The 26,015-nt window shown below is 59.2% G+C and carries 26 protein-coding genes, 1 tRNA gene and 1 pseudogene; 10 read left to right on the forward strand and 18 right to left on the reverse strand.

Annotated elements, in window-relative coordinates; genetic code table 11:
• Nucleotides 1-104 precede the first annotated feature (104 nt).
• Nucleotides 105-545, forward strand: a complete 441-nt coding sequence (locus tag AC6I8F_RS15100) for a helix-turn-helix domain-containing protein (RefSeq protein WP_498028188.1) — start codon at nt 105-107, stop codon at nt 543-545.
• A 41-nt stretch (nt 546-586) separates the two neighbouring features.
• Here the strand turns inward: AC6I8F_RS15100 and katG are convergent, their stop codons facing one another.
• The 10 genes from katG to hpxU all read right to left on the reverse strand — a co-directional run bounded on the left by katG (nt 587) and on the right by hpxU (nt 10,249).
• On the reverse strand, nt 587-2,785 hold the full coding sequence (gene katG, locus AC6I8F_RS15105; RefSeq protein ID WP_498028189.1) for a catalase/peroxidase HPI: 2,199 nt from the start codon (nt 2,783-2,785) through the stop codon (nt 587-589).
• A 246-nt stretch (nt 2,786-3,031) separates the two neighbouring features.
• Nucleotides 3,032-3,367, reverse strand: a complete 336-nt coding sequence (uraH, locus tag AC6I8F_RS15110) for a hydroxyisourate hydrolase (protein ID WP_021507290.1) — start codon at nt 3,365-3,367, stop codon at nt 3,032-3,034.
• A complete protein-coding gene (uraD, locus tag AC6I8F_RS15115) occupies nt 3,364-3,858 on the reverse strand; it encodes a 2-oxo-4-hydroxy-4-carboxy-5-ureidoimidazoline decarboxylase (protein WP_021507291.1) in 495 nt (164 codons plus the stop codon). Before uraD ends, uraH begins: the two co-directional genes overlap by 4 nt.
• A 12-nt stretch (nt 3,859-3,870) precedes the next feature.
• The gene (gene hpxK / locus AC6I8F_RS15120; protein WP_498028190.1) at nt 3,871-5,130 is read right to left on the reverse strand and encodes an allantoate amidohydrolase; all 1,260 of its coding nucleotides are present in this window, start codon (nt 5,128-5,130) and stop codon (nt 3,871-3,873) included.
• Nucleotides 5,127-6,362, reverse strand: a complete 1,236-nt coding sequence (locus AC6I8F_RS15125) for a pyridoxal-phosphate-dependent aminotransferase family protein (protein ID WP_058776023.1) — start codon at nt 6,360-6,362, stop codon at nt 5,127-5,129. The genes hpxK and AC6I8F_RS15125 overlap by 4 nt, the downstream gene beginning before the upstream one ends.
• Nucleotides 6,363-6,383: 21 nt before the next feature.
• Entirely contained in the window at nt 6,384-7,115 is a 732-nt protein-coding gene (locus AC6I8F_RS15130) for an amino acid ABC transporter ATP-binding protein (RefSeq protein WP_104189162.1), read from the reverse strand.
• Entirely contained in the window at nt 7,096-7,752 is a 657-nt protein-coding gene (locus AC6I8F_RS15135) for an amino acid ABC transporter permease (protein WP_021507295.1), read from the reverse strand. Before AC6I8F_RS15135 ends, AC6I8F_RS15130 begins: the two co-directional genes overlap by 20 nt.
• Nucleotides 7,749-8,417 carry an amino acid ABC transporter permease gene (locus tag AC6I8F_RS15140; protein WP_021507296.1) on the reverse strand — a complete coding sequence of 223 codons (669 nt, stop codon included), beginning with the start codon at nt 8,415-8,417 and terminating at the stop codon, nt 7,749-7,751. Before AC6I8F_RS15140 ends, AC6I8F_RS15135 begins: the two co-directional genes overlap by 4 nt.
• A gap of 12 nt (nt 8,418-8,429) precedes the next feature.
• Nucleotides 8,430-9,215, reverse strand: a complete 786-nt coding sequence (locus AC6I8F_RS15145) for a transporter substrate-binding domain-containing protein (RefSeq protein WP_031279673.1) — start codon at nt 9,213-9,215, stop codon at nt 8,430-8,432.
• A 194-nt stretch (nt 9,216-9,409) separates the two neighbouring features.
• On the reverse strand, nt 9,410-10,249 hold the full coding sequence (gene hpxU, locus AC6I8F_RS15150) for a MurR/RpiR family transcriptional regulator HpxU (protein ID WP_021507298.1): 840 nt from the start codon (nt 10,247-10,249) through the stop codon (nt 9,410-9,412).
• Between the two features lie 192 nt (nt 10,250-10,441).
• On the opposite strand from hpxU, the gene AC6I8F_RS15155 reads away from it, so the two are divergent.
• The 4 genes from AC6I8F_RS15155 to hpxZ are packed head-to-tail and all read left to right on the forward strand — an operon-like array spanning nt 10,442 to nt 14,005.
• The gene (locus AC6I8F_RS15155; protein WP_498028191.1) at nt 10,442-12,028 is read left to right on the forward strand and encodes a gamma-glutamyltransferase family protein; all 1,587 of its coding nucleotides are present in this window, start codon (nt 10,442-10,444) and stop codon (nt 12,026-12,028) included.
• 11 nt (nt 12,029-12,039) lie between these two features.
• On the forward strand, nt 12,040-12,225 hold the full coding sequence (gene hpxX, locus AC6I8F_RS15160; RefSeq protein WP_498028192.1) for an oxalurate catabolism protein HpxX: 186 nt from the start codon (nt 12,040-12,042) through the stop codon (nt 12,223-12,225).
• Entirely contained in the window at nt 12,222-13,619 is a 1,398-nt protein-coding gene (locus AC6I8F_RS15165) for an AtzE family amidohydrolase (RefSeq protein ID WP_498028193.1), read from the forward strand. Before hpxX ends, AC6I8F_RS15165 begins: the two co-directional genes overlap by 4 nt.
• A 2-nt stretch (nt 13,620-13,621) precedes the next feature.
• The gene (gene hpxZ / locus AC6I8F_RS15170) at nt 13,622-14,005 is read left to right on the forward strand and encodes an oxalurate catabolism protein HpxZ (RefSeq protein ID WP_058769325.1); all 384 of its coding nucleotides are present in this window, start codon (nt 13,622-13,624) and stop codon (nt 14,003-14,005) included.
• A gap of 74 nt (nt 14,006-14,079) precedes the next feature.
• Here hpxZ and puuE read toward each other — a convergent pair whose 3' ends face one another.
• From puuE to AC6I8F_RS15185, 3 genes are read right to left on the reverse strand one after another with little or no spacing between them, the layout of a single operon-like run.
• Nucleotides 14,080-15,033, reverse strand: coding sequence for an allantoinase PuuE (puuE, locus tag AC6I8F_RS15175; protein ID WP_021507302.1), 954 nt, complete (start codon nt 15,031-15,033; stop codon nt 14,080-14,082).
• A 35-nt stretch (nt 15,034-15,068) separates the two neighbouring features.
• Entirely contained in the window at nt 15,069-15,800 is a 732-nt protein-coding gene (hpxA, locus tag AC6I8F_RS15180) for an allantoin racemase (protein WP_132466310.1), read from the reverse strand.
• The gene (locus AC6I8F_RS15185) at nt 15,797-16,519 is read right to left on the reverse strand and encodes a GntR family transcriptional regulator (protein ID WP_498001406.1); all 723 of its coding nucleotides are present in this window, start codon (nt 16,517-16,519) and stop codon (nt 15,797-15,799) included. Before AC6I8F_RS15185 ends, hpxA begins: the two co-directional genes overlap by 4 nt.
• A gap of 144 nt (nt 16,520-16,663) precedes the next feature.
• Here AC6I8F_RS15185 and AC6I8F_RS15190 point away from each other — a divergent pair, with 144 nt between their 5' ends.
• Nucleotides 16,664-18,157, forward strand: a complete 1,494-nt coding sequence (locus tag AC6I8F_RS15190) for an NCS1 family nucleobase:cation symporter-1 (protein ID WP_104092601.1) — start codon at nt 16,664-16,666, stop codon at nt 18,155-18,157.
• Between the two features lie 100 nt (nt 18,158-18,257).
• On the opposite strand, the gene AC6I8F_RS15195 is transcribed toward AC6I8F_RS15190, so the two are convergent.
• A tRNA-Asp gene (locus AC6I8F_RS15195) sits at nt 18,258-18,334 on the reverse strand.
• Between the two features lie 134 nt (nt 18,335-18,468).
• Nucleotides 18,469-19,200, reverse strand: a complete 732-nt coding sequence (dnaQ, locus tag AC6I8F_RS15200) for a DNA polymerase III subunit epsilon (RefSeq protein ID WP_058776026.1) — start codon at nt 19,198-19,200, stop codon at nt 18,469-18,471.
• Between dnaQ and rnhA the strand changes: the two are divergent.
• Nucleotides 19,154-19,721: pseudogene (gene rnhA, locus AC6I8F_RS15205) on the forward strand (ribonuclease HI). The gene dnaQ and the pseudogene rnhA overlap by 47 nt on opposite strands.
• Here the strand turns inward: rnhA and AC6I8F_RS15210 are convergent.
• On the reverse strand, nt 19,706-20,440 hold the full coding sequence (locus AC6I8F_RS15210) for a class I SAM-dependent methyltransferase (RefSeq protein ID WP_021507307.1): 735 nt from the start codon (nt 20,438-20,440) through the stop codon (nt 19,706-19,708). The pseudogene rnhA and the gene AC6I8F_RS15210 sit on opposite strands and share 16 nt — an antisense overlap.
• Nucleotides 20,441-20,480: 40 nt before the next feature.
• Here AC6I8F_RS15210 and gloB point away from each other — a divergent pair, with 40 nt between their 5' ends.
• Complete coding sequence (gene gloB / locus AC6I8F_RS15215) at nt 20,481-21,236, forward strand: hydroxyacylglutathione hydrolase (protein WP_125310436.1); 756 nt, start codon at nt 20,481-20,483, stop codon at nt 21,234-21,236.
• A 71-nt stretch (nt 21,237-21,307) separates the two neighbouring features.
• The gene (gene mltD / locus AC6I8F_RS15220; protein WP_031279674.1) at nt 21,308-22,684 is read left to right on the forward strand and encodes a murein transglycosylase D; all 1,377 of its coding nucleotides are present in this window, start codon (nt 21,308-21,310) and stop codon (nt 22,682-22,684) included.
• 193 nt (nt 22,685-22,877) lie between these two features.
• Here mltD and AC6I8F_RS15225 read toward each other — a convergent pair whose 3' ends face one another.
• Nucleotides 22,878-23,678, reverse strand: coding sequence for an endonuclease/exonuclease/phosphatase family protein (locus tag AC6I8F_RS15225; RefSeq protein WP_031279675.1), 801 nt, complete (start codon nt 23,676-23,678; stop codon nt 22,878-22,880).
• 148 nt (nt 23,679-23,826) lie between these two features.
• A complete protein-coding gene (locus AC6I8F_RS15230) occupies nt 23,827-25,005 on the reverse strand; it encodes an MFS transporter (protein WP_125310438.1) in 1,179 nt (392 codons plus the stop codon).
• Between the two features lie 100 nt (nt 25,006-25,105).
• Here AC6I8F_RS15230 and yafC point away from each other — a divergent pair, with 100 nt between their 5' ends.
• Nucleotides 25,106-26,014 (forward strand): DNA-binding transcriptional regulator YafC, encoded by a 909-nt coding sequence (gene yafC, locus AC6I8F_RS15235; RefSeq protein ID WP_125310440.1) that lies wholly within the window; start codon nt 25,106-25,108, stop codon nt 26,012-26,014.
• The last annotated feature ends 1 nt before the right edge of the window (nt 26,015 follow it).

A 26,015-nucleotide genomic window follows, 5' to 3' on the forward strand; every position in this document is an offset into this window, starting at 1 on the left:
CCCTGCGATGCGGCTTCCATATCTCCTCCTGCCCTGTTGTTTCCTGTGTGGAAACATTCTATGTTGTGCGTTACAATGTTTCCACCCTGGAACAGTTCGAGGGAATGATGCACATTATCTCAAGGAAAGTGTTTAGCGAAGCGATTCAGGCCTCCAACAATCTGATTAAAGCCGTGCCGCTGCTGGGCGGGAGTCAGTCCAGAGCCGATTATGAACAGGCGCTTGAACTGGTGGAATACCTGGTTGAGCATCAGCCGGGGCATCCGCTGATCGAGATGCTGGCCGTTAAAGTCGCGAAGTATGAAGAAACCGCAGCGGAATTCGCCGCGTTTAATGCACGCACTCAGGCGCTGCCGGGCGGCGTGGCGCTGCTGCGGGTACTGATGGACCAGCACGGTCTGAATCAATCCTCTTTCGTGGCAGAAATCGGTCAGCGTTCGTATGTGAATCGCATTCTGAAAGGCGAGCGCAGATTAACGGATAAGCATAAGGCGGCGCTGGCGCGACGCTTTAATCTGCCGTTTGAGGCATTTCGTGAGGCATAAGCAGGAATGAGCCGCAGCGCATGACGCTGCGGCTCAGGGGATTACAGATCGAACCGGTCGAGGTTCATCACTTTGGTCCAGGCGGCCACGAAGTCGTTAACGAACTTCTGCTTCGCATCGCTGCTGGCGTAAACTTCCGCCAGCGCGCGCAGGATGGCGTTAGAACCAAACACCAGATCGGCGCGGGTGGCGCTGTACTTCACTTCTCCGCTCTGACGATCGCGGCCTTCGAACAGCTCAGCGCTCTCATCGGTGGCGCGCCATGCGGTGCGAATATCCAGCAGATTGATGAAGAAGTCGTTGCTCAGCACGCCCACGCGATCGGTAAACACGCCGTGCGCGCTGCCGTCGAAGTTGGTGCCCAGCACGCGCAGACCACCCAGCAGTACCGTCAGCTCTGGCGCGCTCAGCGTCAGCTGTTGCGCTTTGTCCAGCAGCAGGGTTTCGGTGGAAGAACCGCCCTGTACGCGGCGATAGTTACGGAAACCATCGGCCAGCGGCTGCAGTACGTTGAATGACTCGACATCCGTCTGGTCCTGACGCGCATCTACGCGGCCCGGCGTGAACGGCACCTGCACTGCGACACCTGCCGCTGCTGCCGCCTGCTCAATCCCGACGCTGCCCGCCAGCACAATCACATCCGCCAGCGACGCTTTACCTGACTCCTGCTGAATCTTCTGCAGCACCGGCAGCACATCGCGGGTGACGCTGGCGTTGACCGCCCAGCCGTTCTGCGGTGCCAGCGCCAGACGGGCACCGTTCGCGCCGCCGCGTTTGTCGCCGCCACGGAAGGTGGAAGCGGACGCCCAGGCCGCAGAGACCAGCTGGCTGACGCTCAGACCCGAAGCGGCAATTTTCGCTTTCAGATCGGTGATGTCATCCGGCGTCGGCTGATGCGTGGCCTGCGGTAACGGATCCTGCCACAGCAGATCTTCCTTCGGCACTTCCGGACCGAGGTAACGCGCTTTTGGTCCCATATCGCGGTGCGTCAGTTTAAACCAGGCACGGGCGAAGGCTTCGTTGAACGCCTGCGGATCGTTGAGGAAACGACGCGAAATCTTCCCGAACTCCGGATCGAAGCGCAGCGTCAGGTCGGTGACCAGCATGGTCGGCTTGCGTTTTTTCTCTGGATCGAACGGATCCGGGATAATCGCTTCGGCATCAACCGCTTCGAACTGAATCGCGCCCGCCGGGCTGTGCGTTTGTACCCACTCATATTTGAACAGGTTCTCGAAGAAGTAGTTGCTCCACTGCGTTGGGGTTTGCGTCCATACCACTTCCAGACCGGAAGTGATGGCATCAGCACCAGCACCGCTGCCGTAGCTGCTGTGCCAGCCCAGACCCTGCGCTTCCAGCGGCGAAGCTTCCGGATCGACGCCCACGTGGCTGGCCGCAGCGGCACCGTGCGTTTTACCCAGCGTGTGACCGCCGGCAATCAGCGCGACGATCTCTTCATCGTTCATGCCCATGTTGCCGAAGGTAGCGCGAATCGCCGGGGCCGCCGAGCGCGGATCGCCGCTGGCTTCCGGACCTTCCGGGTTCACGTAGATCAGGCCCATTTCCGTCGCACCGAGCGGCGCGTTTGCCAGGCTTTCCGGATGGCGGTGCGCCAGCCATTCGGTCTCATGTCCCCAGTCCACGTCCATGTCCGGTTCCCAGACATCTTCACGACCGGCACCAAAGCCAAAGGTACGGAAGCCGGCGTTTTCCAGCGACACGTTACCGGCAAGAATGTAGAGATCCGCCCAGGAGATTTTCTGGCCATACTTCTGTTTCACCGGCCACAGCAGACGACGCGCTTTGTCGAGGCTGACGTTATCCGGCCAGGAGTTGAGCGGCGCAAAGCGCTGCTGACCACGCCCGGAACCGCCGCGACCGTCGATGGTGCGGTAGGTGCCGGCGCTGTGCCATGCCATACGGATAAACAAGCCGATGTAGCTGCCCCAGTCGGCAGGCCACCAGGATTGCGAATCGGTCAGCAGCGCACGAATATCGGCTTTCAGCGCGGCGTAATCCAGTTTGCTGAACTCTTCACGGTAGTTGAAATTGTCACTGAGGGGGTTAGAACGGCTGGAATGCTGGTTTAACAGATCGACGCGCAGCATGTTTGGCCACCAGTCGCGGTTAGTGGTCCCGCTTCCGGCGCCACGCGCTAAAACGCTTTTCTCTTCCGATGCTCCATGATGAAAGGGGCATTTTCCTGAGGCGGCTGCATTATCATTATTTTCGGGCGTGCTCATTTCTCGGCTCCATTGGCTTCACGTTGTCCGGTTAAGATAACCGCACCGTGTTGCAGAATATATTTGGATGGACCGAAGGTTTTGATAGTTACTGGCTTTCAAGCGCGAGGTTTGTGATAGAGAGCACGAATTTCAGGGCGCAGATGTCCACCTCATGATGGATCGGGTTATACCGGTGCGCATGAATGCGCACCCTACGGAACCGCATAACGATTTTTACAGGGGCGCCATTGATGGCGACCTGGATTAACTTCCGCGGTAAGTCGACCACGACCACGGGGAAATGAGGAACGGCAGGTGATAATGGCTGCCGGCGGAGCCAATCACAAAATCAATCTGCGCGCTCACATACAGCGCATCACGCCCGTCGGCGGCGAAATAGTCACCGATCTCCGCGGTTAAGCGATAGTGGCCCGGCGCCAGCGGTTCAGGCGTGAGATCTTTGATGCGCCCGTCGCTGTCGGTTTCGCCCTCGGCCACTGGCAGCCAGCCCTCAGGGCTGTTCTGCTCCAGCGACATCGCGACGCCAATCGCCGGTTTGCCCAGCGCGGTGTCGAGAATATGGGTGGTGATGGTGCTCATGTAATGCTCTCCTTAAGCCGTAACAGGGTAATTTCCCGCAGCTGCGCCAGCGCTTCCTGCTGCTCGGTCTCTTCATCATTGTTGAGCCTGCGCTGCAATTCCGCCAGCATCTGTTCACCGCTGCGCCCTTTGGCGCGAATCAGAAACACCCGGCCGAAGCGCTGCTCATAGCGCTCATTACCGGCCAGCATCGCCAGCTGCAGCGCACCGTTAGCCTGCTGCATCGCTGCCTGTTCCTGCTGCGACAGCGCGGCCTCTTTACCCGCGCCCTGCGCTTTTTCGCCGATGCGCGGATGGGCGCTCAGCGCCTGTTGCAAGGCGTCGCCCTGCCACGCCAGCGCCAGCTGTTGCGCCGTGGTGTACAGCGCCGTCAGGCTGGCGAATGGCCGCGCCGCCACCAGCGCCTGCTGCCAGGCGGGAATCGCCACGCAGTGGGCAATCGCCGCCTGCGCCTGCGCGACGCTCGCCTGATTAAAATCGTTCAGATCCATTTCGCGGCTCCTTTAGCTGCGCGCCAGATCGCATACCGCCTGCAGATAGGCCTGCACGCCGAGCGCCACATCGGCCACCTGCACCGATTCCGCCGGATGATGGCTGATACCGCGATGGTTGCGCACAAACAGCATGCCCACCGGCCAGCGCTCAGCCATCGCGATCGCGTCGTGACCGGCTCCGCTCGGCAGCGCCAGACTGCGCCCCTGCACGGTTTCTACCGCATGGCTCAGCGCCTGCTGCAGCCGCGTATCACAGGCGGTGGCCGCGATGCGATAGTACTCGTTAGCGCTGAAGCTGAGCCCGCGCCGCAGCGCGATGGCTTCCGCCTGGGTCAGCAGGCTGGAGAGCAGACGTTCCAGCGGTTCATCCTGCGGTCCGCGCACGTCCAGCGACAGCTGCACCTCGCCGGGGATAACGTTAACGGCGCCCGGCAGACAACTCAGCGTGCCCACTGTGGCCACCAGCTGCGCATCCTGATCCTGCGTGGCCTGTTCCACAAACACCATCCACTCTGCCGCTGCTGCCAGCGCGTCTTTGCGGTGCGTCATCGGCACCGTGCCGGCATGACCGGCCTCCCCGACAAAGCGGCAGTTAAGACGGCGCGCGCCATTAATCGCTGCCACCACGCCAAGCGCCAGATCGTCCTGTTCGAGGCACGGTCCCTGCTCAATGTGCAGTTCGAGATAAGCCACAATGTCGCTTACCTCACGTGCCGCCTGCGGGATCAGCGCCGCGTCCAGGCCGAGGTCCTGCATCGCCTGCGCCACCGTAATGCCGTTGCCGTCCGGATGCGACACCCAGCTTTCCGGCCAGCTGCCGGTGAGGCCACGGCTGCCGAGCAGCGTGATGCCAAAGCGCGTGCCCTCTTCATCGCCGAAGCCGACAATTTCAATCGCCAGCGGCAGGCGTTGCTGATGGTCGTGCAGCCACTGTACGGTTTCGATGGCGCTGAGCACGCCCAGCATACCGTCGTAGCGTCCGGCGTTGCGCACGGTATCGAGGTGCGAGCCGAGCAGCAGCGCCGGTGCGCCCGGCTCCGCCGCTTCATAGCGACCGCAGATATTGCCGACCGCATCCTGCCAGGTATGCATACCTGCCGCCTGCATCCACTCAGCAACGCGCGCGTTGGCGCGCACCTGCTCCGGCGACAGATAGACGCGGGTCAGCCCCTCTTCGCTCTCACTGATTGCTGCCAGCGCGTCACAGCGCGCCATCACCCGCGCCGCCGCTGACTGCGCCTCACCGGCGCTCATCAGGCTATGACTCATGCGTGGCTCCCGTAGTGGTCCCAGGCAGCCTGCAGCGCCGCGCCCTGAGTGGTGCGGAAACCGACGTGATTCAGCACGGACTCCAGCGCGCTCAGCGTCAGCATCACGCAATCTTTGCGCGCGTTGTAGCCCATGGTGCCGATGCGCCACACTTTGCCGTGCAGCGGACCGAACGAGGTGCCAATCTCAATGCCGAAATCGTCCAGCATCAATTTGCGTACCAGGTCGCCGTTGATGCCCTGCGGGATCACCACGCCAAGCACGTTATTCATCTTGTGTCTGAGATCGCCAAAGGTTTCCAGCCCCATGCCCTGAATGCCTTTCAGCAGCGCATCACCGTGCAGCTTGTGGCGCGCGATGCCGTTATCCAGCCCTTCCTGCAGGATCAGACGGGCACATTCGCGTGCGCCAAACAGCGCCGAGGTGGCTTCGGTATGATGGTTGAGCCGCTCCGGTCCCCAGTAATCCATGATCATGCCGAGATCGAAGTAGTTGGAGTAGATCATCTCGTCGTCGCCATCCTGATGTGCGTCGGTACGTATGCCCTGCTCCACGCACTTACGCTGACGGATCACCGCTTCCATTTGCGGGCTCAGGGTGATCGGCGAGGTGCCGGACGGACCACCGAGGCATTTCTGCATGCCGGCAGAGACCGCATCCAGCCCCCAGGCATCGGTTTCCAGCGGGTTGCCGCCCAGCGATGCGGTGGCATCGGTGTACAACAGCACGCCGTACTGGCGACAAATCGCACCGAGCTGCTCCAGCGGTTGCAGCATGGTGGTTGAGGTATCGCCCTGCACCGTCAGCAGCAGGCGCGGTTTGACTTTTTTGATCGCATCTTCGATCTGATCCGGGGTAAATACCTCGCCCCACGGCACCTCGATGGTATGGACTTCCGCGCGGCAGCGACGGGCAATTTCGCACAGCAGATGGCCGAAGCGGCCGAACACCGGCACCAGCACTTTATCGCCCGGACGAATCGCCGACAGCAGGATGGATTCGATACCGGCGCGTGAGGTGCCATCAATCAGCAGGGTCCAGCGGTTTTCAGTGCGGAATACGCCACGGTACAGCGCCATCACCTCGTTCATATAGTGCGTCATCGCCGGATCGTACTGCCCAAGCAGCTGGCTCGACATGGCGCGCAGCACGCGCGGGTCGGCGTTGATTGGGCCCGGTCCCATCAGCAGACGCTGTGGCGGATTGATTTGCGAGAACTGGCTGATATCCATGAGGGGTTCCTTATTGTTCGGTTACAGACGCACGGTCGAAATAAACTGCTTCAGCTCGGCGGTTTGTGGATGTGCAAACAGCGTTTTGCTGTCGCCCTGCTCCCACACGCGTCCCTGATGCATAAACACCACGCGGTCGCCCACGTCGCGGGCGAAGTTCATTTCATGGGTGACGAGAATCAGCGTCATGCCTTCGGCGGCCAGCTGCTCCAGCACTTTCAGTACTTCACCCACCAGCTCCGGATCGAGCGCCGAGGTGATTTCGTCACAGAGTAAAACTTTTGGCTGCATCGCCAGCGCGCGGGCAATTGCCACGCGCTGCTGCTGACCGCCCGACAGGTTGGCCGGGTAGTAATTGAGGCGTTCGCCGAGCCCGACTTTTTCCAGCATCTGCGTGGCCAGCGTGCGGCACTCCGCCTCGCTCTTTTTCAGCACGCGGCGCGGTGCCAGCATCACGTTTTCCAGCGCGGTCATGTGCGGAAACAGGTTAAAGTTCTGAAACACCATGCCCACCGAGCGGCTGATTTCACGCGCCTGCGATTCACGATCGGTAATCGTCATGCCGCCCAGTTTAATGCTGCCTTCCTGATAACCTTCCAGCCCGTTCATGCAGCGCAGCAGGGTACTTTTACCGGAGCCGCTGCGGCCAATGATGGAGATCACTTCGCCGTTGTCGATATCCAGATCGACCCCTTTCAGTACGTGGTTATCACCGTAGTACTTCTGGACCTGATTAATGGTGATGAGCGGCATTGAATTTTTTCTCCAGGTACTGGCTGTAACGCGACAGCGGATAACACATCAGGAAGTAACCGAGCGCCACCAGGCCAAACACCTTGAAGGGCTGATACGTCACATTGTTGAGAATGGTGCCGGCTTTGGTCAGCTCGACAAAGCCGATAATCGATGCCAGCGCGGTGCCCTTGATCACCTGTACGGCAAAGCCAACGGTCGGCGCGATGGCGATGCGGATCGCCTGCGGTGCCACCACGCGATACAGCGTCTGGCCAAAGTTCAGGCCGAGGCAGCGCGACGCTTCCCACTGCCCTTTTGGCAGCGCGCGAATGCTGCCGTACCAGATATCCAGTAAAAACGCGCTGGTATACAGCGTCAGCGCCAGTGACGCCGCCGTCCAGGGCGCCACGTCGATGCCGAACAGGCCGACGCCGAAGAAGGCGAGAAACAGCTGCATCAGCAGTGGCGTGCCCTGAAACAGCTCGGTATAACAGCGAATCAGGCGGGTGAGCCAGCGCCGCTGCAGCAGACGCAGAAACAGCAGCGGCAGTGTCACCAGCGTGCCGCCGAAAAAGGCCACCAGCGACAGCAAAATCGTCCAGCGCGCCGCCAGCAGCAGGTTGCGCAGGATGTCCCAGTCAGTAAACGTTGTCATGCCGGCTGCGCTCCAAACCATTTGCGACCCAGCGCCAGCAGCAGCTGACGCATGGCAATCGACAACGCCAGATAGATCAGCGTGGTCACCAGATAGACTTCAAAACTCAAAAAGGTGCGCGACTGAATCAGGTTGGCGGCAAACGTCAGCTCTTCATAAGAGACCTGCGACACCACCGACGAGCCGAGCATCACAATGATGCACTGGCTGACCAGCGCCGGATAAATGCGCTGCAGCGAGGGCGGCAGCACCACGCGGATGAAGGTTTGCGTGCGGCTCAGCCCGAGCACGCGCCCCGCTTCCCACTGCCCGCGCGGCGTGACCTGGATACCGGCACGGATGATTTCAGTGCTGTAAGCGCCAAGGTTAATCAGCATCGCCAGCAGCGCCGCTTCACCGGCCGTCAGTTTCAGCCCGAGATTAGGCAGACCAAACACGATAAAAAACAGCTGTACCACGAACGGCGTGTTGCGAATCAGCTCGACGTAGATGCCCCACAGGCGGCTGGCCCAGCCCGGTTTGCCGCTGCGCAGCGCCGCGCCGAGAATACCCAGTCCGACACCGCCCACCGTCGCCAGCACCGTAAGCTGCACCGTGACCCACAGTCCGGCCAGCAGCTCTGGCCAGTGCGGCCAGAGATCTGCAAAGTTAAGTTGCCCAATCATTGGCCGTTCCTGTTATGCGCCGAGGTTGGCAGGCAGCGGCGCTTTCAGCCACTCTTCCGACAGCTTGTTCAGCGTGCCGTCTTTAATACCCTGCTCAATCAGTGCGTTCACTTTCTCTTTCAGCGCTGGCTCATTCTTTTTCAGGCCGATAAAGCACGGTGAATCTTTCAGCATAAACTGCGGCACCGGGGCTTTTTCCGCGTTCTGCCGCGCAATCGCCGCGACCACCAGGTTTCCGGTGGCCACATACTGCACCTGACCGGAGAGATAGGCGGACAGCGTAGTGTTGTTATCTTCGTAGCGCTTCACCTGAGCATCTTTCGGGGCGACATCGCTCAGCACCATGTCCTCTACCGCACCGCGCGTCACGCCAATCGATTTACCGCTCAGCGCCGCCGCATCTTTCAGCGTCTCGCCTTTCGGGCCGAACACGCCGAGGAAGAACGGTGCGTAGGCGCGGCTGAAGTCGATCACTTTTTCGCGCTCGGCGTTTTTGCCCATGCTGGAGATCACCAGGTCGACCTTGTCGGTCTGCAGATACGGTACGCGGTTGGCGCTGGTCACCGGCACCAGCTGCAACTTCAGTTTCATCTGCTTCGCGAGGTATTTCGCCATGTCGATGTCATAGCCCTGCGGCTGGAGATCGGTACCGACCGAGCCAAACGGCGGGAAGTCCTGCGGCACCGCCACGCGAATCACGCCACGCTTCTGGATATCCTGCAGCTGATCGGCCATGGCGCTGCCTGCCTGCGCCAGCAGCAATGCTGCCCCTGCTACTGCCAGTAATACTTTGTTCATTATGCACCCCGGTGAGTTAATTGTGAAACAAAAGATTCTTGATAAATTGATTTGCAACTAATGTGCCAACCACAACGGGCAGCAAACGCAGCGGCTAAGCGGAGGATTTAAGGCGGTTAAGGGCGCATCATAACGGGGATCACCCCGTTAGCAGGCGCGATCAAAAAAGGTGCAAAGCACCAAAACGGTGCCCTTTAGCGGTGTTCCAGCTCATCGAGCTGCTGGTAAAGATCGGCAATCTGGTGGATGCGCTGACGCCCCTGCGACAGCATTTCGTGCAGCAGCGCGTTGGCCAGCAGGTTGATCAGGCTCATTGCCGAGGCGTAGCTGTCAAAGGCGGAAACGCTGTCGAGCGGTGCGCACAGCTGCCAGCGCGCCAGGGTGAGAATGCCCTGCGCCTGCGGTTCGCACAGCACCAGTACCGGGATGCCGCTCTGCTGCAGCTGCTGCATCAGTGGACGGATGATGCGTGGCCGACGGCGAAACGCCATCACCACCACCACATCTTCCGGCGTCATGTCCACCAGCTCTTCGCCCAACGTCTGGCCTGGCTGCGGCAACACCTGCACCTGAGCGCGCGCCTGCAGCAGCTGCTGACGCAGGTGCAGCGCCACCGGATACGCGTTGCGCATCCCAATGATGAACACCCGCCGTGCGGCGCCCAGCGCGGCAATCACCTCGCTAAACTGCCGGGCGTCAATGCTGTTGACCCACTGCGTCAGGTTCGCCATCTCCTGCTTGTAATGACGTGACAGCAGCGTATTGCCCTGCACCGCATCGCGGTTATCGGTCAGCGGCATTCCGCTCTGGCGCAGGGTGCGCAGCTCATCACGCATGTCTTTGTATTTTTCATAGCCGAGGCGTTTGAACAGCCGGCTTACCGTGGCCTTTGATACGCCGCTAAGCCGCGCCAGCTCAGCGCTGTTATAGCTAATCAGATCATCAAAATGGTCAAACACAAAGTCAGCAATGCGCTGCTCCTGCGGCGACAGTTGCGGATAGTGACTGCGAAGGCGTTCATCGAGCTGTTTCATCATCGGTCCTGTAACTTTCGTTTCATCACAAGCTAGCATAAATCGATCCAGGCTGGCGTAACACCAAAACTGGAACGGCTCTTGCTTTACCATTGGTACAGACTGGTAGCGGCGCAATTTGTTGCGCTTGTTTTCCCTATCCAGCGCGCCAAATCGCGCCGCTACCAAAGAATAATCCGGGAACAGTTCATTATGATTCAAAGCAATATGGCCCCGATGGGCATGGCGGTGACGCCACATCACCTTGCCAGCGAAAGCGCACTGGCGGTTCTGCGTGAAGGCGGCAACGCGCTGGAAGCCATGGTGGCCGCCGCGGCGACCATTGCGGTGGTCTATCCGCACATGAATGGCCTCGGCGGCGACGGCTTCTGGCTGGTGGTGCCGCCCGGTGGCGATCCGATTGCTATCGATGCCAGCGGCGCCGCCGGTTCGCTGGCGCACCCCGACTTCTATCACGGTGAAAGCCATATTCCGCATCGCGGCCCTAAAGCGGCACTGACGGTTGCCGGCACCGTCAGCGGCTGGCAGGAAGCGCTGACGCTGGCGCACGAACTGGGCGCGACGCCGCTGCCGCTGAGCCGTTTGCTGCGCGATGCGATTCGCTATGCGGCCGATGGCATTCCGGTCACCGCCTCGCAGGCAGCAGCGACGGCGGCAAAACAGCATGAGCTGCAACATCAGCCCGGTTTTGCTGCCACCTTTCTGCCTGATGGCGCACCGCCCGCCGCCGGCAGTCGTTTTACCCAGCCGGCGCTGGCGCAGACGCTGAGCGTGCTGAGCGAGCGAGGGCTGGAGAGCTTTTATCGCGGTGAGCTGGCGCACCATCTGGCGCGCGAAATGGGCGCGCTCGGCATGCCGATTACGCTGGACGATTTACACCGGCAGCGCGCCCGGCGCTGCACGCCGCTGCACCTCGCGCACAGCGAAGGCGATATCTGGAACATGACGCCGCCAACGCAGGGGCTGGTATCGCTGGCGATCCTCGGGATCACCGATCGTCTGGCGATGACCGACGCCACTGAAGCGCAGACAGTGCACCGCATCGTTGAAGCCACCAAACAGGCCTTTGCCCTGCGCGATCAACACATCACCGATCCGCGTCACATGGCGATTGATGTGCAGTCGCTGCTGAATGCCGATCATCTTGGCACGCTGGCCGCGCAGGTGCAGGACGATCGCGCCGCGCCCTGGGGCACCGGACGCGGACCGGGCGATACCGTGTGGATGGGGGTGATGGACAGCAGCGGCCTGGCGGTCTCCTTTATCCAGAGCATTTACCACGAATTTGGCAGCGGCGTCGTGCTGCCCGGCACCGGTATTACCTGGCAAAACCGTGGCGCGGCGTTCAGCCTGCAGCCGGATCACCTGCTGACGCTGGCACCGGGCAAACAGCCGTTCCATACGCTCAATCCAGCGGCGGCGCGCCTGAAGGATGGCCGCACGCTGGTGTACGGCTCGATGGGCGGTGATGGCCAGCCGCAAACCCAGGCGGCGATCTTTACCCGCTATGTCATTCAGGGCCAGCCGCTGCAGCAGGCGGTCAGCGCACCGCGCTGGCTGCTTGGCCGCACCTGGGGCCAATCCTCAGACTCCCTCAAGCTGGAGGCGCGCATCGCGCCTGAAACCGTGCAGCAACTGCGCGCGCTCGGTCATGAAGTCGAACTGCTGGCTGAATACAGTGAAGTGGTGGGCCACGCCGGCGCCATCGTCAGACACAACAATGGCATGCTGGAAGGCGCGTTTGATCCGCGCAGCAACGGCAGCGCTGCCGGTTTTTAACGGAGACAATCATGAGTGTACAACCGGACTGGGCAACCTATATCGCCCAAATGGAACAGATTCTGGCGCTGGAGCTGGACGACACGCGCCGCGCCGAACTGCTGACGCAGTTTAACCGTATCGCCGCGATGGCGCAGCCGCTGATGGCGCTGCCGCTGGACGATCGCCTGGAAGTGGCGGGAGTGTTTCATCCATGACGCTGGCAGCCTTATCGATTAGCCAGCTGCAGCAGGCACTGGCGCAGGGCGATCTCAGCGCGCGCGACATCGCACAACAGACGCTGGCCGCCATAGAACAGCATAACCCGGCCATCAACGCCTGGACCGCCGTCACCGCGCAGCGCATGCTGCGGGAAGCCGACCGGCTGGATCAGCAGCGTCAGCGCGGCGAGCCGCTGCCGGCGCTGGCTGGCATTCCCTATGCGGTAAAAAACCTGTTTGACGTCGCCGGTCACAGCACGCTTGCCGGTGCCAGCCTGTTCAGCGAGCGGCCGGTGGCACAGCAGGATGCGTGGGCGGTCTCTAAGCTGCAGCAGAGCGGCGCGCTGCTCTCCGGCATGCTGAATATGGACGCCTACGCTTACGGCTTTACCACCGAGAACACCCATTATGGTGCGACGCGCAACCCGCGCGATCTGTCACGCGTGGCCGGCGGCTCATCTGGCGGTTCCGCGGCAGCCGTCGCTGCCGGGCTGGTGCACTTTTCACTCGGCACTGACACCAACGGCTCGATTCGCGTGCCTGCTTCGCTGTGCGGCATTTTCGGCCTGAAACCCACCTTTGGTCGTCTATCGCGCAGCGGCAGCCATCCGTTTGTCGCCAGCCTCGATCACATCGGTCCGTTTGCCCGTTCGGTGGAAGATTTGAGTCTGGTTTACGATGCACTGCAGGGCGGCGACGCCAGCGATGCGTTTCAGGCGGCGCGGCCTGCGGAACCGGTCAGTGACAGGCTCTCTGCTGGCAGCGAAAAGCTGCGCAGCGCGGTGCTGGGCGGCTTTTTTGCTGACTGGTGCAGCGATGAGGCGCGCGCGGCGGTGGCGGTAGCGGCCCGCGCGCTCGGCGCGACAGAAGAAGTGATGCTGCCCCAGGCCGAACTGGCGCGCTCGGCCGCGTTTATCATGACCGCGGCGGAAGGCGGCAATCACTATCTGCCGGCTCTGCGCACCCAGCCAGAACGCTTTGAGCCGAATTCACGCGAACGCCTGCTGGCTGGCGCGATGCTGCCCGCCGCGTGGTATGTGCAGGCCCAGCGTTTCCGCCGTCACTTCCAGCAGCAGGTGCTGCCGCTGTTCGACCATTACGACGTGCTGATCGCCCCGGCCACGCCCTGTACCGCCACCACCATCGGCCAGGAAACCATTCACATCAACGGTCAGGATTTGCCGACACGCGCCAGCATGGGCATGCTGACGCAGCCGATTTCGTTCCTCGGCCTACCGGTGTGTAGCGTGCCGCTGCTCACTGCCAGCGGTTTACCGATTGGCCTGCAACTGATTGCTGCGCCGTTTAACGAACAGCTGGCGCTGCGCGCCGCCTGGGCACTGCAGCAGCAGGGTGTGACGCTGCCACAAACCTCTTTTATGGATGCCTGAAGATGACACCTGAACATATCGATCGTCCGGCGATACTGGCTGAAGTCACCGCCGCGTTTTACCGCTACGAGCAGGCGCTGGTGAGCAATGATGTCGCCGTGCTGGACGAGTTGTTCTGGCACGATGCGCGTACGGTGCGACTCGGTGCGGGAGAGAATCTGTACGGGATTGACGAGATTCGCGCCTTTCGCGCGGCGCGTCCGTCAAAGGGGCTCGATCGCACGCTGCGCAATACGGTCATCACCACTTTTGGCGATGACTATGCGGTGTGCAGCACCGAGTTCACCCGCGAGGGCGTAGAGAAGATCGGCCGTCAGCAGCAGACCTGGGTACGGCTGCCGTGCGGCTGGCGCATCGTGGCAGCGCAGGTGAGTTTGATGAGCTGACGCAGGCGCGAGCGTTGCCCTCTCCTGGCAAGAGAGGGCAAAAACGACCTGATATCCGTGAAAGGTAAGGCCGCTTACGCAGCCGGATGCGTCTTCATCCAGTGATCGGCAATCTGCTGACGCGTGCACACCCACACCTTGTCGTGCTGCTGAATATGGTCGAGGAAACGCTGCAGCGCGCGGAATTTCCCCGGACGCCCCAGCAGACGGCAGTGCATGCCAATCGACATCATCTTCGGCGCCGTCGCGCCCTCTTCATACAGTACATCAAAGGTATCGCGCAGATAGGTATAGAACTGCTCGGCGGTGTTGAATCCCTGCGGCGTGGCGAAGCGCATGTCGTTGCACTCCAGCGTATAGGGAATGATCAGATGCGGCTTCACCGTGCCGTCCTGACAGGTGACCTGCGTCCAGAAGGGCAGATCGTCACCGTAGTAATCGCTGTCGTAGCTGAAGCCGCCCTGCTCGACCACCAGCCGCCGCGTATTGGGGCTGTCGCGCCCGGTATACCAGCCGGTGGGCGCTTTACCGAATAACTCGGTGAGCACGTCCACTGCCTGCTGCATGTGCTGACGCTCGGTTTTGGCATCCATCCCCTGATAGTGAATCCAGCGCCAGCCGTGGCTGACCACATCGTAATCGGCGGCTTTGATGGCCTCGACAATCTGCGGATGCCGCGCCAGCGCCATCGCGACGCCAAAGATGGTCAGCGGCAGGCCGCGCTGCTGAAACTCCTGATGGATGCGCCAGAAACCGGCACGCGAACCGTACTCATACAGGGAATCCATCGACATGTGGCGATCGGCATAGCTGGCGGCTCCGATGATGTCGGAGAGAAACTGCTCAGAGCCCGCGTCACCGTGCAGCACATTGTTTTCAGCTCCCTCTTCATAATTGAGCACGAACTGCACCGCCACCCGCGCCTCACCCGGCCACTGCGCGTGCGGCGGCTGGCCCGCATAGCCAATCAGATCGCGCGGATAATTTTTGTTGAAGCTGTACTCTTTCTTTTCAGATACATCACTCATTCTGCAAGTTCCTGTCATCAGTCCTCAACCAGCCCTTAGTTTAGGTGCTGAAATGCCGCGCTGAGCGGTTTTTTAATCGGGTAAGCCAGATCGCCGTGTTTGCTGGTACCAAAGCCCAGCGCCAGTAATGACTCGACCATTTTCACCGCCGCGCTGACGCCATCAATCACCGGCAGGCCCAGTTCTTTAGTCAGATCCTGCGCCAGCGACGCCATGCCGCCGCAGCCCAGCACAATCGCCCCGCTGCCATCTTCACGTTTCGCCTGCAGGCAGCGCTCGCGCACTTTCTCCTGCGCGACGCCGCTGCCGTCCTCAAGCGCCAGCACCGGCAGATCAATAGCGTGCAGCGCGGCACAGTGATGGCTGAATCCGTACTGCTGCAGCAGATGGCGGGCGATCACCAGCGTGCGCGGCAGCGTGGTGACAATCGAAAAGCGCGTCGCCACCAGCGTCGCGGTGTGCATCGCCGCTTCGGCAATGCCAATCACCGGCCCGTTCGCCAGTTCGCGTGCCGCCAGCAGTCCCGGATCGCCAAAGCAGGCGATGATGTGGCCGCTGACGCCCTGCTCTTTGCCGCGTTTTACCTGTTCCAGCACGCCCACCGCGGCAATCGCTTCATCAAAGTGTCCTTCAATGGAGGGCACGCCCTCGCTCGGGCACACCGCCACAATCTCCGTGCCAGGTGCGGCCACGGCGCGCGCCGCTGCACCGATGGTCGCCGTCATGGCGGCGCTGGTATTCGGGTTGATCACCTGGATCAGGCTCATGATGCCGCTCCTTTATGACCGGCAAATAACCGGGTGAAATCAGGCAGGGTTTCGCCGCTGCGCTCAAAGTGCAGGCTGGCGATGATATGTTCGAAGTGATGCTGCAGCGCCGTGGTTAACGCCGGCAGATCGTTTTGCCGCAGCAGATCCACCAGCCGATCGTGATGATCGCAACGACAGCCGCGCTGCCACGGTGCACCGTAAGCGGCGATCACCAGTGAGGAGCGCTGCGTCAGGCGCGTCACCATGTCAGTCAGCACCTGGTTGCCGGAAATCGCCTGCAGCTGGATATGAAAAGCCGCAGACAGACGGATGGCGGCGGCCCCGTCGTGCTGCTGGTGCGCCTGCTGCTCGTCGGCAATTAAGCCACTGAGCGCGGCGAGATGCGGCGGCTGCAGATGCGCCAGCACCGCCGGCAGGTTGGCGCACTCCAGCAGGCTGCGCGTGGCGAAGATGTCGCGCGCTTCCTCCACGCCCGGCGTCGCCACCTGTGCACCACGTCTGGGCGACAAAGTGATCATTTGCACCGCCGCGAGGCGCTGCAGCACCTTACGAATGCCGGTACGGCTGACGCCAAACACCTCCGACAGCGCCTCTTCCGGCAATTTGCTGCCCGGCGGCAGCTGGTGCTCCACGATGGCGTTCAGCAACGCCTGATAGATAGGTTCGTCTCTGTCATTCAGATCGGCAGCCGTTTTCTGGCCTGTTTCACTCTTCATTACCCGCTCCGGCAAGTGACTGTATGCAGACATCGTATACGTGAAATTCATTTTTTGTATACAAGAAATCAATTCTGGCCTGGATCCTGCAATACCGTTTCACGGTGTCATTATTTTTCCATGAAGTTAAGAGGAGCAGGTTTCATGCCAAATCATTCTGAAGTGACCTCTGCGGTGGCCTCTGAAGCCAACGCCCATTACAGCCCGCGTCTGTGTAACGACGACCTGGCGCCGACCCGTAACCAGAACTGGTCGTGGTACAACATTTTTTCGTTCTGGATGTCGGACGTGCACAGCATGGGCGGCTATGTGGTGGCGGCCAGCTTCTTCACCCTCGGTCTGGCCAGCTGGCAGGTGCTGCTGTGTCTGCTGGTGGGAATTTGTATCGTGCAGCTGTGCGCTAACCTGGTGGCGAAGCCGAGCCAGATGGCCGGCGTGCCTTATGCGGTGATTTCGCGTCAGGCATTTGGCGTGTTCGGGGCCAACATCCCGGCGGTGATCCGCGGGTTGATCGCCTTCGCCTGGTACGGTATTCAGACCTATCTGGCGGCGAATGCGCTGATGCTGGTGCTGCTGAAGTTCTATCCGTCGTTAAGCAGCATGACGCAGAGCAGCTGGCTCGGCCTGTCGCAGCTTGGCTGGTGCTGTTTCGGCGTCATGTGGCTGCTGCAGGCGATGGTGTTCTGGCACGGCATGAGCGCGATTAAACGCTTTATCGATATCGCCGGTCCGGCGGTCTACGTGGTGATGGTGGCGCTGGCGGGCTGGATTGTATACAAAACCGGTTTTGACGGTATCTCCTTCACCCTCGCCAGTAAATCACTGAGCGCGGGCGAGCAGACCTGGCAGATGATTACCGCGACCGCGCTGGTGGTCTCTTATTTCTCCGGTCCGCTGCTCAACTTTGGTGACTTCTCGCGCTACGGCAAAAGCATGGGTGAGATTCGCCGCGGCAACCGCTGGGGCCTGCCGTTCAACTTCCTGCTGTTTTCGATTGTGACCGTGGTCATCGTCTCGGGTACTCAGTCGCTGTTTGGCAAAATGATCACCGATCCGATTGAAACCGTGAGCATGGTAGGCAACGATGTAGCGGTCGCTATCGGGCTGCTGACCATGATTACCGCCACCATCGGCATCAATATCGTGGCGAACTTCGTTTCGCCAGCGTTTGATTTCTCTAACTGCTCACCGCAGAAGATCAGCTTCCGCGCCGGTGGCATGATTGCCGCCGTGGGTTCAGTGCTGCTGACGCCGTGGAATCTGTTCCAGTCGCCAGAGCTGATTCACTACACGCTGGATGTGCTGGGATCATTTATCGGACCGCTGTTTGGCATTCTGATCGCCGATTTCTACCTGATCAAACGCAGCAAGGTATACGTTGATGACCTGTTCAACGATACGCCAAAAGGCCGCTACTGGTACCGCGGCGGTTTCAATCCAAAAGCGATTGCTGCGCTGCTACCTTCCGTGGGTATTTGCCTGGTGATTAGCTTTATTCCTTCCCTGCACGCGGTGGCAAACTTCAGCTGGTTCATCGGCGTGGCGCTGGGCGCTGGCTGCTACCGCTGGCTGGCGCGCGCTGAACGTGAGGTGCCGCAAGCCACCTATCGTGCGGAAGTGGCGGTACAGAAGGATTAATGCGCTGGCGGTCGCCATGAATGGCGACCGTACGCCAGATGGGTATGATTTAGAAAAGCAAAAAGCCGATGCATTGCTGCATCGGCTTCTTTAAAGAGATTGGCGGAACGGACGGGGCTCGAACCCGCGACCCCCTGCGTGACAGGCAGGTATTCTAACCAACTGAACTACCGCTCCGCGCTTTGTTCCCCGTCGGGAACGAGGCGCATATTAATGGCAGCCTCATCCCTCGTCAACGCTTTTTGCAGGGGAATCTCTCGTTTGGCGGTTTTTTCAGCTTAACGACGCTTTTCCACGCAAAATCAGCGGCTTCAGGCGCGCCACAGGCAGCTGCCGCCCTTCTTTTGCACCAGATCGAGCCGGCTCTCATGCGCCATTATTTCTTCATCGCTGGCGCTAACCACGCGCAGGCCGGCGCCCGGACGAACGATGCGCTGTATATGCTCGCCTGCCACCTGATTGCTCTGCTCGCCTTCCATTGAAAACGCCAGCGAGGTCTGGCCGCCGGTCATGGTGAGGAACACTTCGGCCAGAATCTCGGCATCAAGCAAAGCGCCGTGCAGCGTACGTTTGCTGTTGTCGATCTCGAAACGGTTACACAGCGCATCCAGGCTGTTGCGCTTGCCCGGGAACATTTTACGCGCCATCGCCAGGCTATCGGTGATCTGACAGAAGGTTTCTGTCTTACCGATGTCGCGCTGCAGCATGGCAAATTCGTAATCCATAAAGCCGATGTCGAACGAAGCGTTATGGATCACCAGCTCCGCGCCGCGAATGTAATCGAGGAATTCGTCGGCGATTTGCGCAAAGGTCGGTTTATCGGCGAGGAATTCATCGGCAATACCGTGTACGCCGAACGCTTCCGGATCCACCAGCCGATCGGGCTTGAGATACATATGGAAGTTGTTGCCGGTCAGGCGACGGTTGATCACCTCAACCGCACCGATTTCAATGATGCGATGTCCTTCGTAATGCACCCCGATCATGTTCATGCCGGTGGTTTCGGTATCGAGGACGATCTGGCGGTTATTTGCAGTGCTCATAGGACTCGTTTTATGTCAGACTTGGCGTTTTGTCAGAAGGAAGTCTACCAGAGATGCGCAAACAGGTAGAAATATTCACCGATGGATCCTGCCTGGGCAATCCCGGTCCCGGCGGCTACGGCGCCATTCTTCGCTACCGCCAGCACGAGAAATTATTCAGCGCCGGCTATCGCCTTACTACCAATAATCGCATGGAGCTGATGGCGGCCATTGTGGCACTGGAAGCGCTGACCCAGCCGTGTGACGTGGTGCTTAGTACCGACAGCCAGTATGTGCGCCAGGGCATCACCAGCTGGATTCACAACTGGAAAAAGCGCGGCTGGAAAACCGCAGAAAAGAAGCCGGTGAAGAACGTTGATCTGTGGCAGCGACTCGACGCGGCGCTCAGTACCCATCAGATTCAGTGGGAGTGGGTAAAAGGCCATGCCGGTCATCCGGAGAACGAACGCTGCGATGAACTGGCACGCAGCGCTGCCGGCAATCCTTCCCTCGACGATATTGGCTATCAGGTTGAGTCCTGATCGCTGGCTTCCCGAAACTGCCGCGTGGCATTGACTGCTGGCCGTAACTGGGTTTTGCCGGGCATCATCTTTACTTTGCCCGGCGTCAGCGGGAAGGTGCGCTTACGCGCAACCACGATATTCAGACAGCCCAGCGCCGGCAGGTGCGTGCTGATCATCTTGCCGCCCTGGCGGTGCCACGGCACCACCTGAAAGCGCGTACGATACACCACTTCATAGTTGAGTAAGCTCAGCCAGTCGAGCAGGCGCACCTGGCTGAACATCCGTCCGCTCCACGGTGCGCGGCGCTGTAATCCGGGCAGGCCTTTACTGATGCCCAGCAGGCTGAACGGATTGAAGCCGCTGATAATCATCCAGCCGTCATCAATCAGTACACGATCCACTTCGCGCAGGACGCGGTGCGGATCCTGGCTCCAGGCTAGCGTGTGTGCCAGCAGACAGGCATCAATCGATTTGGCTTCAAACGGCAACTGCGTTGCGCTGGCGATGACGTGCAGCCCATCGCCCTCATCGCCCACATTAACCTGATGCGATATGGCACACTGGCGGGTATTGATTTCTGCGCTGAGGCTGCCAATTTTAAGCATATGAAAGCCGTACAGCTTGCCGAGATACGGTTGCAGTTGCTGGGTTAACGCGTCGCGGAAATAGTCGCCCCAGGGCATATCCTGCCAGGAGCGCGGCGCAGTCAGGATTTGGCGTGTTTTCGCTGGCTTCATGCTCTACCATTTTCCTTTTTCTACGACCTGAGAGGTGTTTATGAATCTTACCAGTATTCCCGCGTTGCAGGATAACTACATCTGGACACTGAACGATGAACAGGGACGCTGTCTGATTGTCGATCCGGGTGAAGCCCGACCGGTGCTGGAAAAAATTCACGCCAATCACTGGCAGCCGCAGGCCATTCTGCTGACCCATCATCATCACGATCACGTGGGCGGCGTTAGCGAACTGCTGGAGCACTATCCACAACTTGAGGTTTATGGTCCGCAGGAGACCGCCGATAAAGGCGCGCGCACTATTCCCAGTGACGGTGATGAATTTACGCTGCTCGGGCTAAATTTCCGCGTCATCGCAACGCCTGGACACACTTTAGGACATATCTCATATTTCAGCTCACCTTATCTTTTCTGTGGCGATACGATGTTTTCGGGTGGCTGCGGACGATTGTTCGAAGGCACTGCGCAGCAAATGTTTGAGTCTTTTCAAGCGCTTAATCAACTCCCTGCCGATACGCTTATCTGCTGTGCGCATGAATACACTTTATCCAATATGAAGTTTGCTGCGGCTATTCTGCCTCAGGACCCGAAAATTTTGGCAAGGTATCAGCAAATTAAGGACTTACGCGCAGAAAATCGCATTACTTTGCCAACAAAACTGGCGCTGGAGCGTGAAATAAATTTATTCCTGCGTACGCAAGATCCTGATTTGCAAAAGGCTTTAGGCATTAATGTGTCGTCGGCTCCGTTATGGCAGACTTTTGCCGATCTACGCGAGAAGAAAGACCGTTTTTGATATTTCTGGTTGTGTTGTGCCGGTCGCTAACGTATAGTTGCTCGTCTTTTAAGCGAACTATTGACACACACATGAAGGCTAAAGCGATATTACTCGCCTCGGTCTTGCTGGTTGGATGTCAGGCATCAAGGAATGACGCCAGTATCCCGGTACAGCATGCACAGAGTCTGTCTTCAGCTGGTCAAGGTGAAAATGGAAAGTACGGAGATCGCTTGTTGTCGCCGCGCTGGCAAGATGATGGAACCAGCCTCGCAGAAGACACTGATCTCTGGAATCACATTAGTGACGAGTTGAAGATGGGGATTCCGGAAAACCCGCGAATCCGCGAACAAAAAACAAAGTACTTAAAAAATAAGAGCTATCTCCACGATGTAACATTACGGGCAGAGCCGTACATGTACTGGATTGTCGAGCAGATACAGAAACGTAAAATGCCGATGGAACTGGTACTGCTACCCATAGTGGAGAGCGCTTTTGACCCACACGCAACCTCTTCTGCGAATGCCGCTGGCATCTGGCAGATCGTTGCGCAAACGGGCAAAAACTATGGTTTGAAACAGAACCAATGGTACGACGGACGCCGCGATGTGGTGGCCTCAACCAAAGTTGCGCTGGATATGATGCAGCGTCTGAACGGCATGTTTGACGGTGACTGGTTACTGACCATCGCCGCCTATAACAGCGGTGAAGGGCGTGTGCTGAAGGCGATGAAACAGAACAAGGCGCGCGGTAAGCCGACCGACTTCTGGCATTTGTCGCTGCCACGCGAGACCACGGTTTACGTACCTAAAATGCTGGCCCTGAGTGATATTCTCAAGAACAGCAAGCGTTACGGTATTAAGCTGCCAACCGCGAATGAGAGCCGTGCACTGGCTCGCGTTGAAGTGGGACAGCAGATTGAACTGACGCAGGCCGCAGATATGGCCGGTATGTCGCTCAGCAAGCTGAAGACATTCAATGCCGGGTATAAAAACGGCACCACCGCGCCAAACGGACCGCACTATATTATGGTGCCAAAGTCCAACGTGGCTCAGCTGCGCAATTCACTGGCTTCCGGTGATATTGCTGCGGTACAGCCCGGCGAGCTGGCGAAAGTCAGCGCTGCAGGCAATAGCTATAAGGTCCGCAAAGGCGACACCTTATCGGGCATTGCCAGTAAGCTTGGTGTGAGCGTTAGTGCACTGAAGCAGCAGAATAACCTGCGCAGTGCGTCAGTACGCATCGGTCAGACACTGACCGTTGGCAGCAAAGCTGGCGCGTCGCAGCTGGCGGATAACGGCAACAGCATCACCTACCGTGTACGTAAGGGTGATTCTTTTGCCAGTATCGCCAAACGTCACGGTGTTAACACCAAAGACGTGATGCGCTGGAACAGTGACGCTAAAGACATTCAGCCCGGCGACAAGCTGACGCTGTTTGTGAAGAATAGCGCAACACCTGATACCTGATGCACCGAAAAGGCTGACTTTTGTCAGCCTTTTTCATTATTTACCTTTTCCCGTTCCCGCAGTCCGACACACTCACGCGTAAACCTCGTTATTATCGCCGTTGCGCCATGCCTTTAGCAGTCTGAAGTGGCTTATTGAGCAGGGTGCGGCATCAGCGCAGTGAATCATTCGCCTTTGGCGCGCCGCGCCTGGCTTAACGTTTAGCCGCGCCGGGACTGAATTCAACCAGCAGAGGATTGTGGTCAGAGGCACGCGTCACCAGCACCGATGCTTCGCTGACTTTCATGTCGCGGTAAAAGACAAAATCCAGCGGGCGGCCGAAGGCTTTGCGTCGATGATCATCAGTAAAGTTTACTTCGCGCAGCGCCATCTCACGGGCAAAGCGGTAGAGCGCGTTCATACGCTGACGGCTCCAGGCATTGAAGTCGCCGGCCATGATCACCGGCCCGCGATGATGCTGGATTTGCTCGCCAATCGGCCCCAGCTGTTTGCTGTACACATCAACGCCGAGGCTGAAATTGACCGCATGAATGTTGACCACCATCAGCATTTCGCCGGTGGGAAGCGGATAGGCAGTGACCAGAGCGGATTTAGACAGCCTCAGTAGCGGCTCACGCTCACGCAGCGGACAACAGTAGACCGGATGGGCAGAAGCCAGCGTCATAACGCCAGAGGGGTGTTGCGGCAGCACAAAGGCCGGTACCTGATCGGCCGCCAGATAATTACTGGTGGCGAACTGCACCAGTTCCGGTGTGGTCTGCGCTTCCTGCAGCAGCACCAGATGGGCATCTTTACCGAAGCCCTGCAGTACTGACATCCAGTCTGCCCGCTGCTGTTTGAAGATATTCCATACCAGCACGCGCAGGGTTGGGTCGGCTGGCAGCGGTGCACCGGGCGGTAACGCCTGCCCAAGATGCAGCATCGCCCCTGGCGGAAAAATCCGCTCAGCAGGCTGACCTGCTACATACCGCATTGCATAAGTTTTTTTTCGCACTGTCCCGCCTGGCTGATTTACGACTACAACTTCACCTGACTGTTATAGGGATTTTAGCGCGGGGTTTCAATTGCTGTTATTGATTGTCGGAATTCGCCTCACAGCCAGCAACGGCAACAGCCCGCCATGCGGCAGGCTGTTGTGTGGCTTATTCAATGATGGCTGCCGCGCGTGGCTTATCCAGCTGGCCGCTGAGGCGGACCAGCAGCAGAGCCGCAAACACGATGACGGCACCCACCCATGGCGTCTGCGCCAGACCGTAATGTTCCACGATGTGACCGCCGACGGTTGAACCCAGTGCGATGCCAATATTAAAGGCCGCGATATTCAGCCCTGACGCGACATCAACTGCGCCTGGCGCATAGTGTTCAGCCTTTTGCACCACGTAAACCTGCAGGCCAGGTACGTTAGCAAAGGCAAAGACGCCCATCACCAGCACCGTGAGCAGCGCGAGGTAATGCATGCTGGCGGTGAACTGGAATACCACTAACAGTATGGCCAGCGCGATAAAAATCAGCGTCAGCGCCGGTACCGCCCCGCGGCGATCGGCCAGCCTGCCGCCCCAGATATTCCCGATCGCCACTGCAATACCGTACCCCAGCAGCACGCCGCTGACGGCGGTCGGCGAGAAACCGGCCAGTGACTGCATCATCGGTGCCAGGAAGGTAAAGGTGGTAAAGATGCCACCGTAGCCCAGCGCAGTAATCGCGTAAATCAGCAGCAAACGCGGATTAATCATCACCGCGGCCTGTTGTGCCAGGGAGGTGGCAGGCGGCTGTGCGATGTTACGCGGTACCAGTATCATACTGCTGACCAGTGCAATCACACCCAGCAGAGAGACCGCCAGAAAACTTTCACGCCAGCCAAAATGCTGACCAATCAGTGTGCCAAGTGGTACGCCGGTGACCAGCGCCACGGTTAAGCCGCCAAACATGATGGCTATCGCACTGGCAGCCTTTTCTTTGCTTACCAGGCTGGTCGCAATGGTTGAGCCGACGGAGAAGAAAACGCCGTGCGCCAGTCCGGTCAGCAGACGCGCCATCACCAGCGTTTCATAGTTGGGTGCCAGCCAGGCCACCAGATTACCGACGGTAAACAGCGCCATCAGACCCATCAGCAACTGCTTGCGCGGCAGCTTGCCGGTTAAGGCGGTCAGCACTGGCGCGCCGACGGCCACGCCAAGCGCGTAGATGGATACCAGCATCCCGGCAGAAGGTAACGTAATGCTGAGCTGTTCAGCGATGGTCGGAATCAGCCCGACGATAACAAACTCGGTGGTTCCGATAGCGAAGGCGCTGATGGTCAGCGCCCAGAGTGCAAGTGGCATGGTTGACTCCCAATAATGTTTTGATGGGCGCCATTATCGACTCGTGCTTTAATAACAAAAAGAAGCAAAGTAACAATAAACTTTTGCCTGAGGAGGCATAATGAAGGCATCTTCAGAGGAGTTAAAAGTCTTTATCGCTGTGGTAGAAAGCGGCAGTTTTAGCCGTGCAGCGGAGCAGTTACAGATGGCCAATTCAGCGGTGAGCCGCACGGTGAAGAAGCTGGAGAACAAGCTTGGCGTGTCGCTGCTGACGCGTACCACCCGTCAGCTGGCGCTGACTTATGAAGGCGAACTCTATTTCCGGCGCGTGCAGAAGCTGATCCTTGAGATGGCGACGGCAGAGAATGAGCTGATTGAGCGCCAGCAGGCGCCACAGGGCGTGCTGCGCATCGACGCGGCAACACCAGTGATCCTTAACCTGCTGATGCCGATGATTAAACCCTTTCGCGAGCGCTATCCGGCGGTCACGCTATCGCTAATCTCCTCTGAAAGCTTTATCAACCTGATCGATCGTAAAGTGGATGTCGCTATTCGTGCCGGGGATTTAACCGACTCCACGCTGCGTGCCCGGCTGCTGTTCACCAGCTATCGTAAAATGGTCGCTACGCCAGCTTATCTGGCGAAATATGGTACGCCGGCGTCGGTGGAGGCGCTGGCACATCATCAGTGCCTCGGTTTTGTCGAGACGCCTCGTCTTAATCGCTGGCCCGTGTCGGCCAATGGCAGCGATCTGTATGAAATTGACGCGGCGATGTCATCAAACAGCGGAGAGACGATCAAGCAGCTGTGCCTGAACGATCAGGGTATCGCCTGCCTGTCGGACTTTATGGTGAATGCGGAAATTGCGGCGGGCACTTTTGTTGAGGTGCTGGCGCACCAGTCGGTACCGGTTGAGATGCCTTTTAATGCGGTGTATTACAGCGATTTAGGGGTGAGCCAGCGCGTGCGGGCCTTTATTGATTTTCTCAGCGAGTGGGTCAGAGATCAGCCCTGGCGCGTGCAGGGCTGAT

This window comes from gamma proteobacterium symbiont of Axiagastus rosmarus, assembly GCF_059730925.1.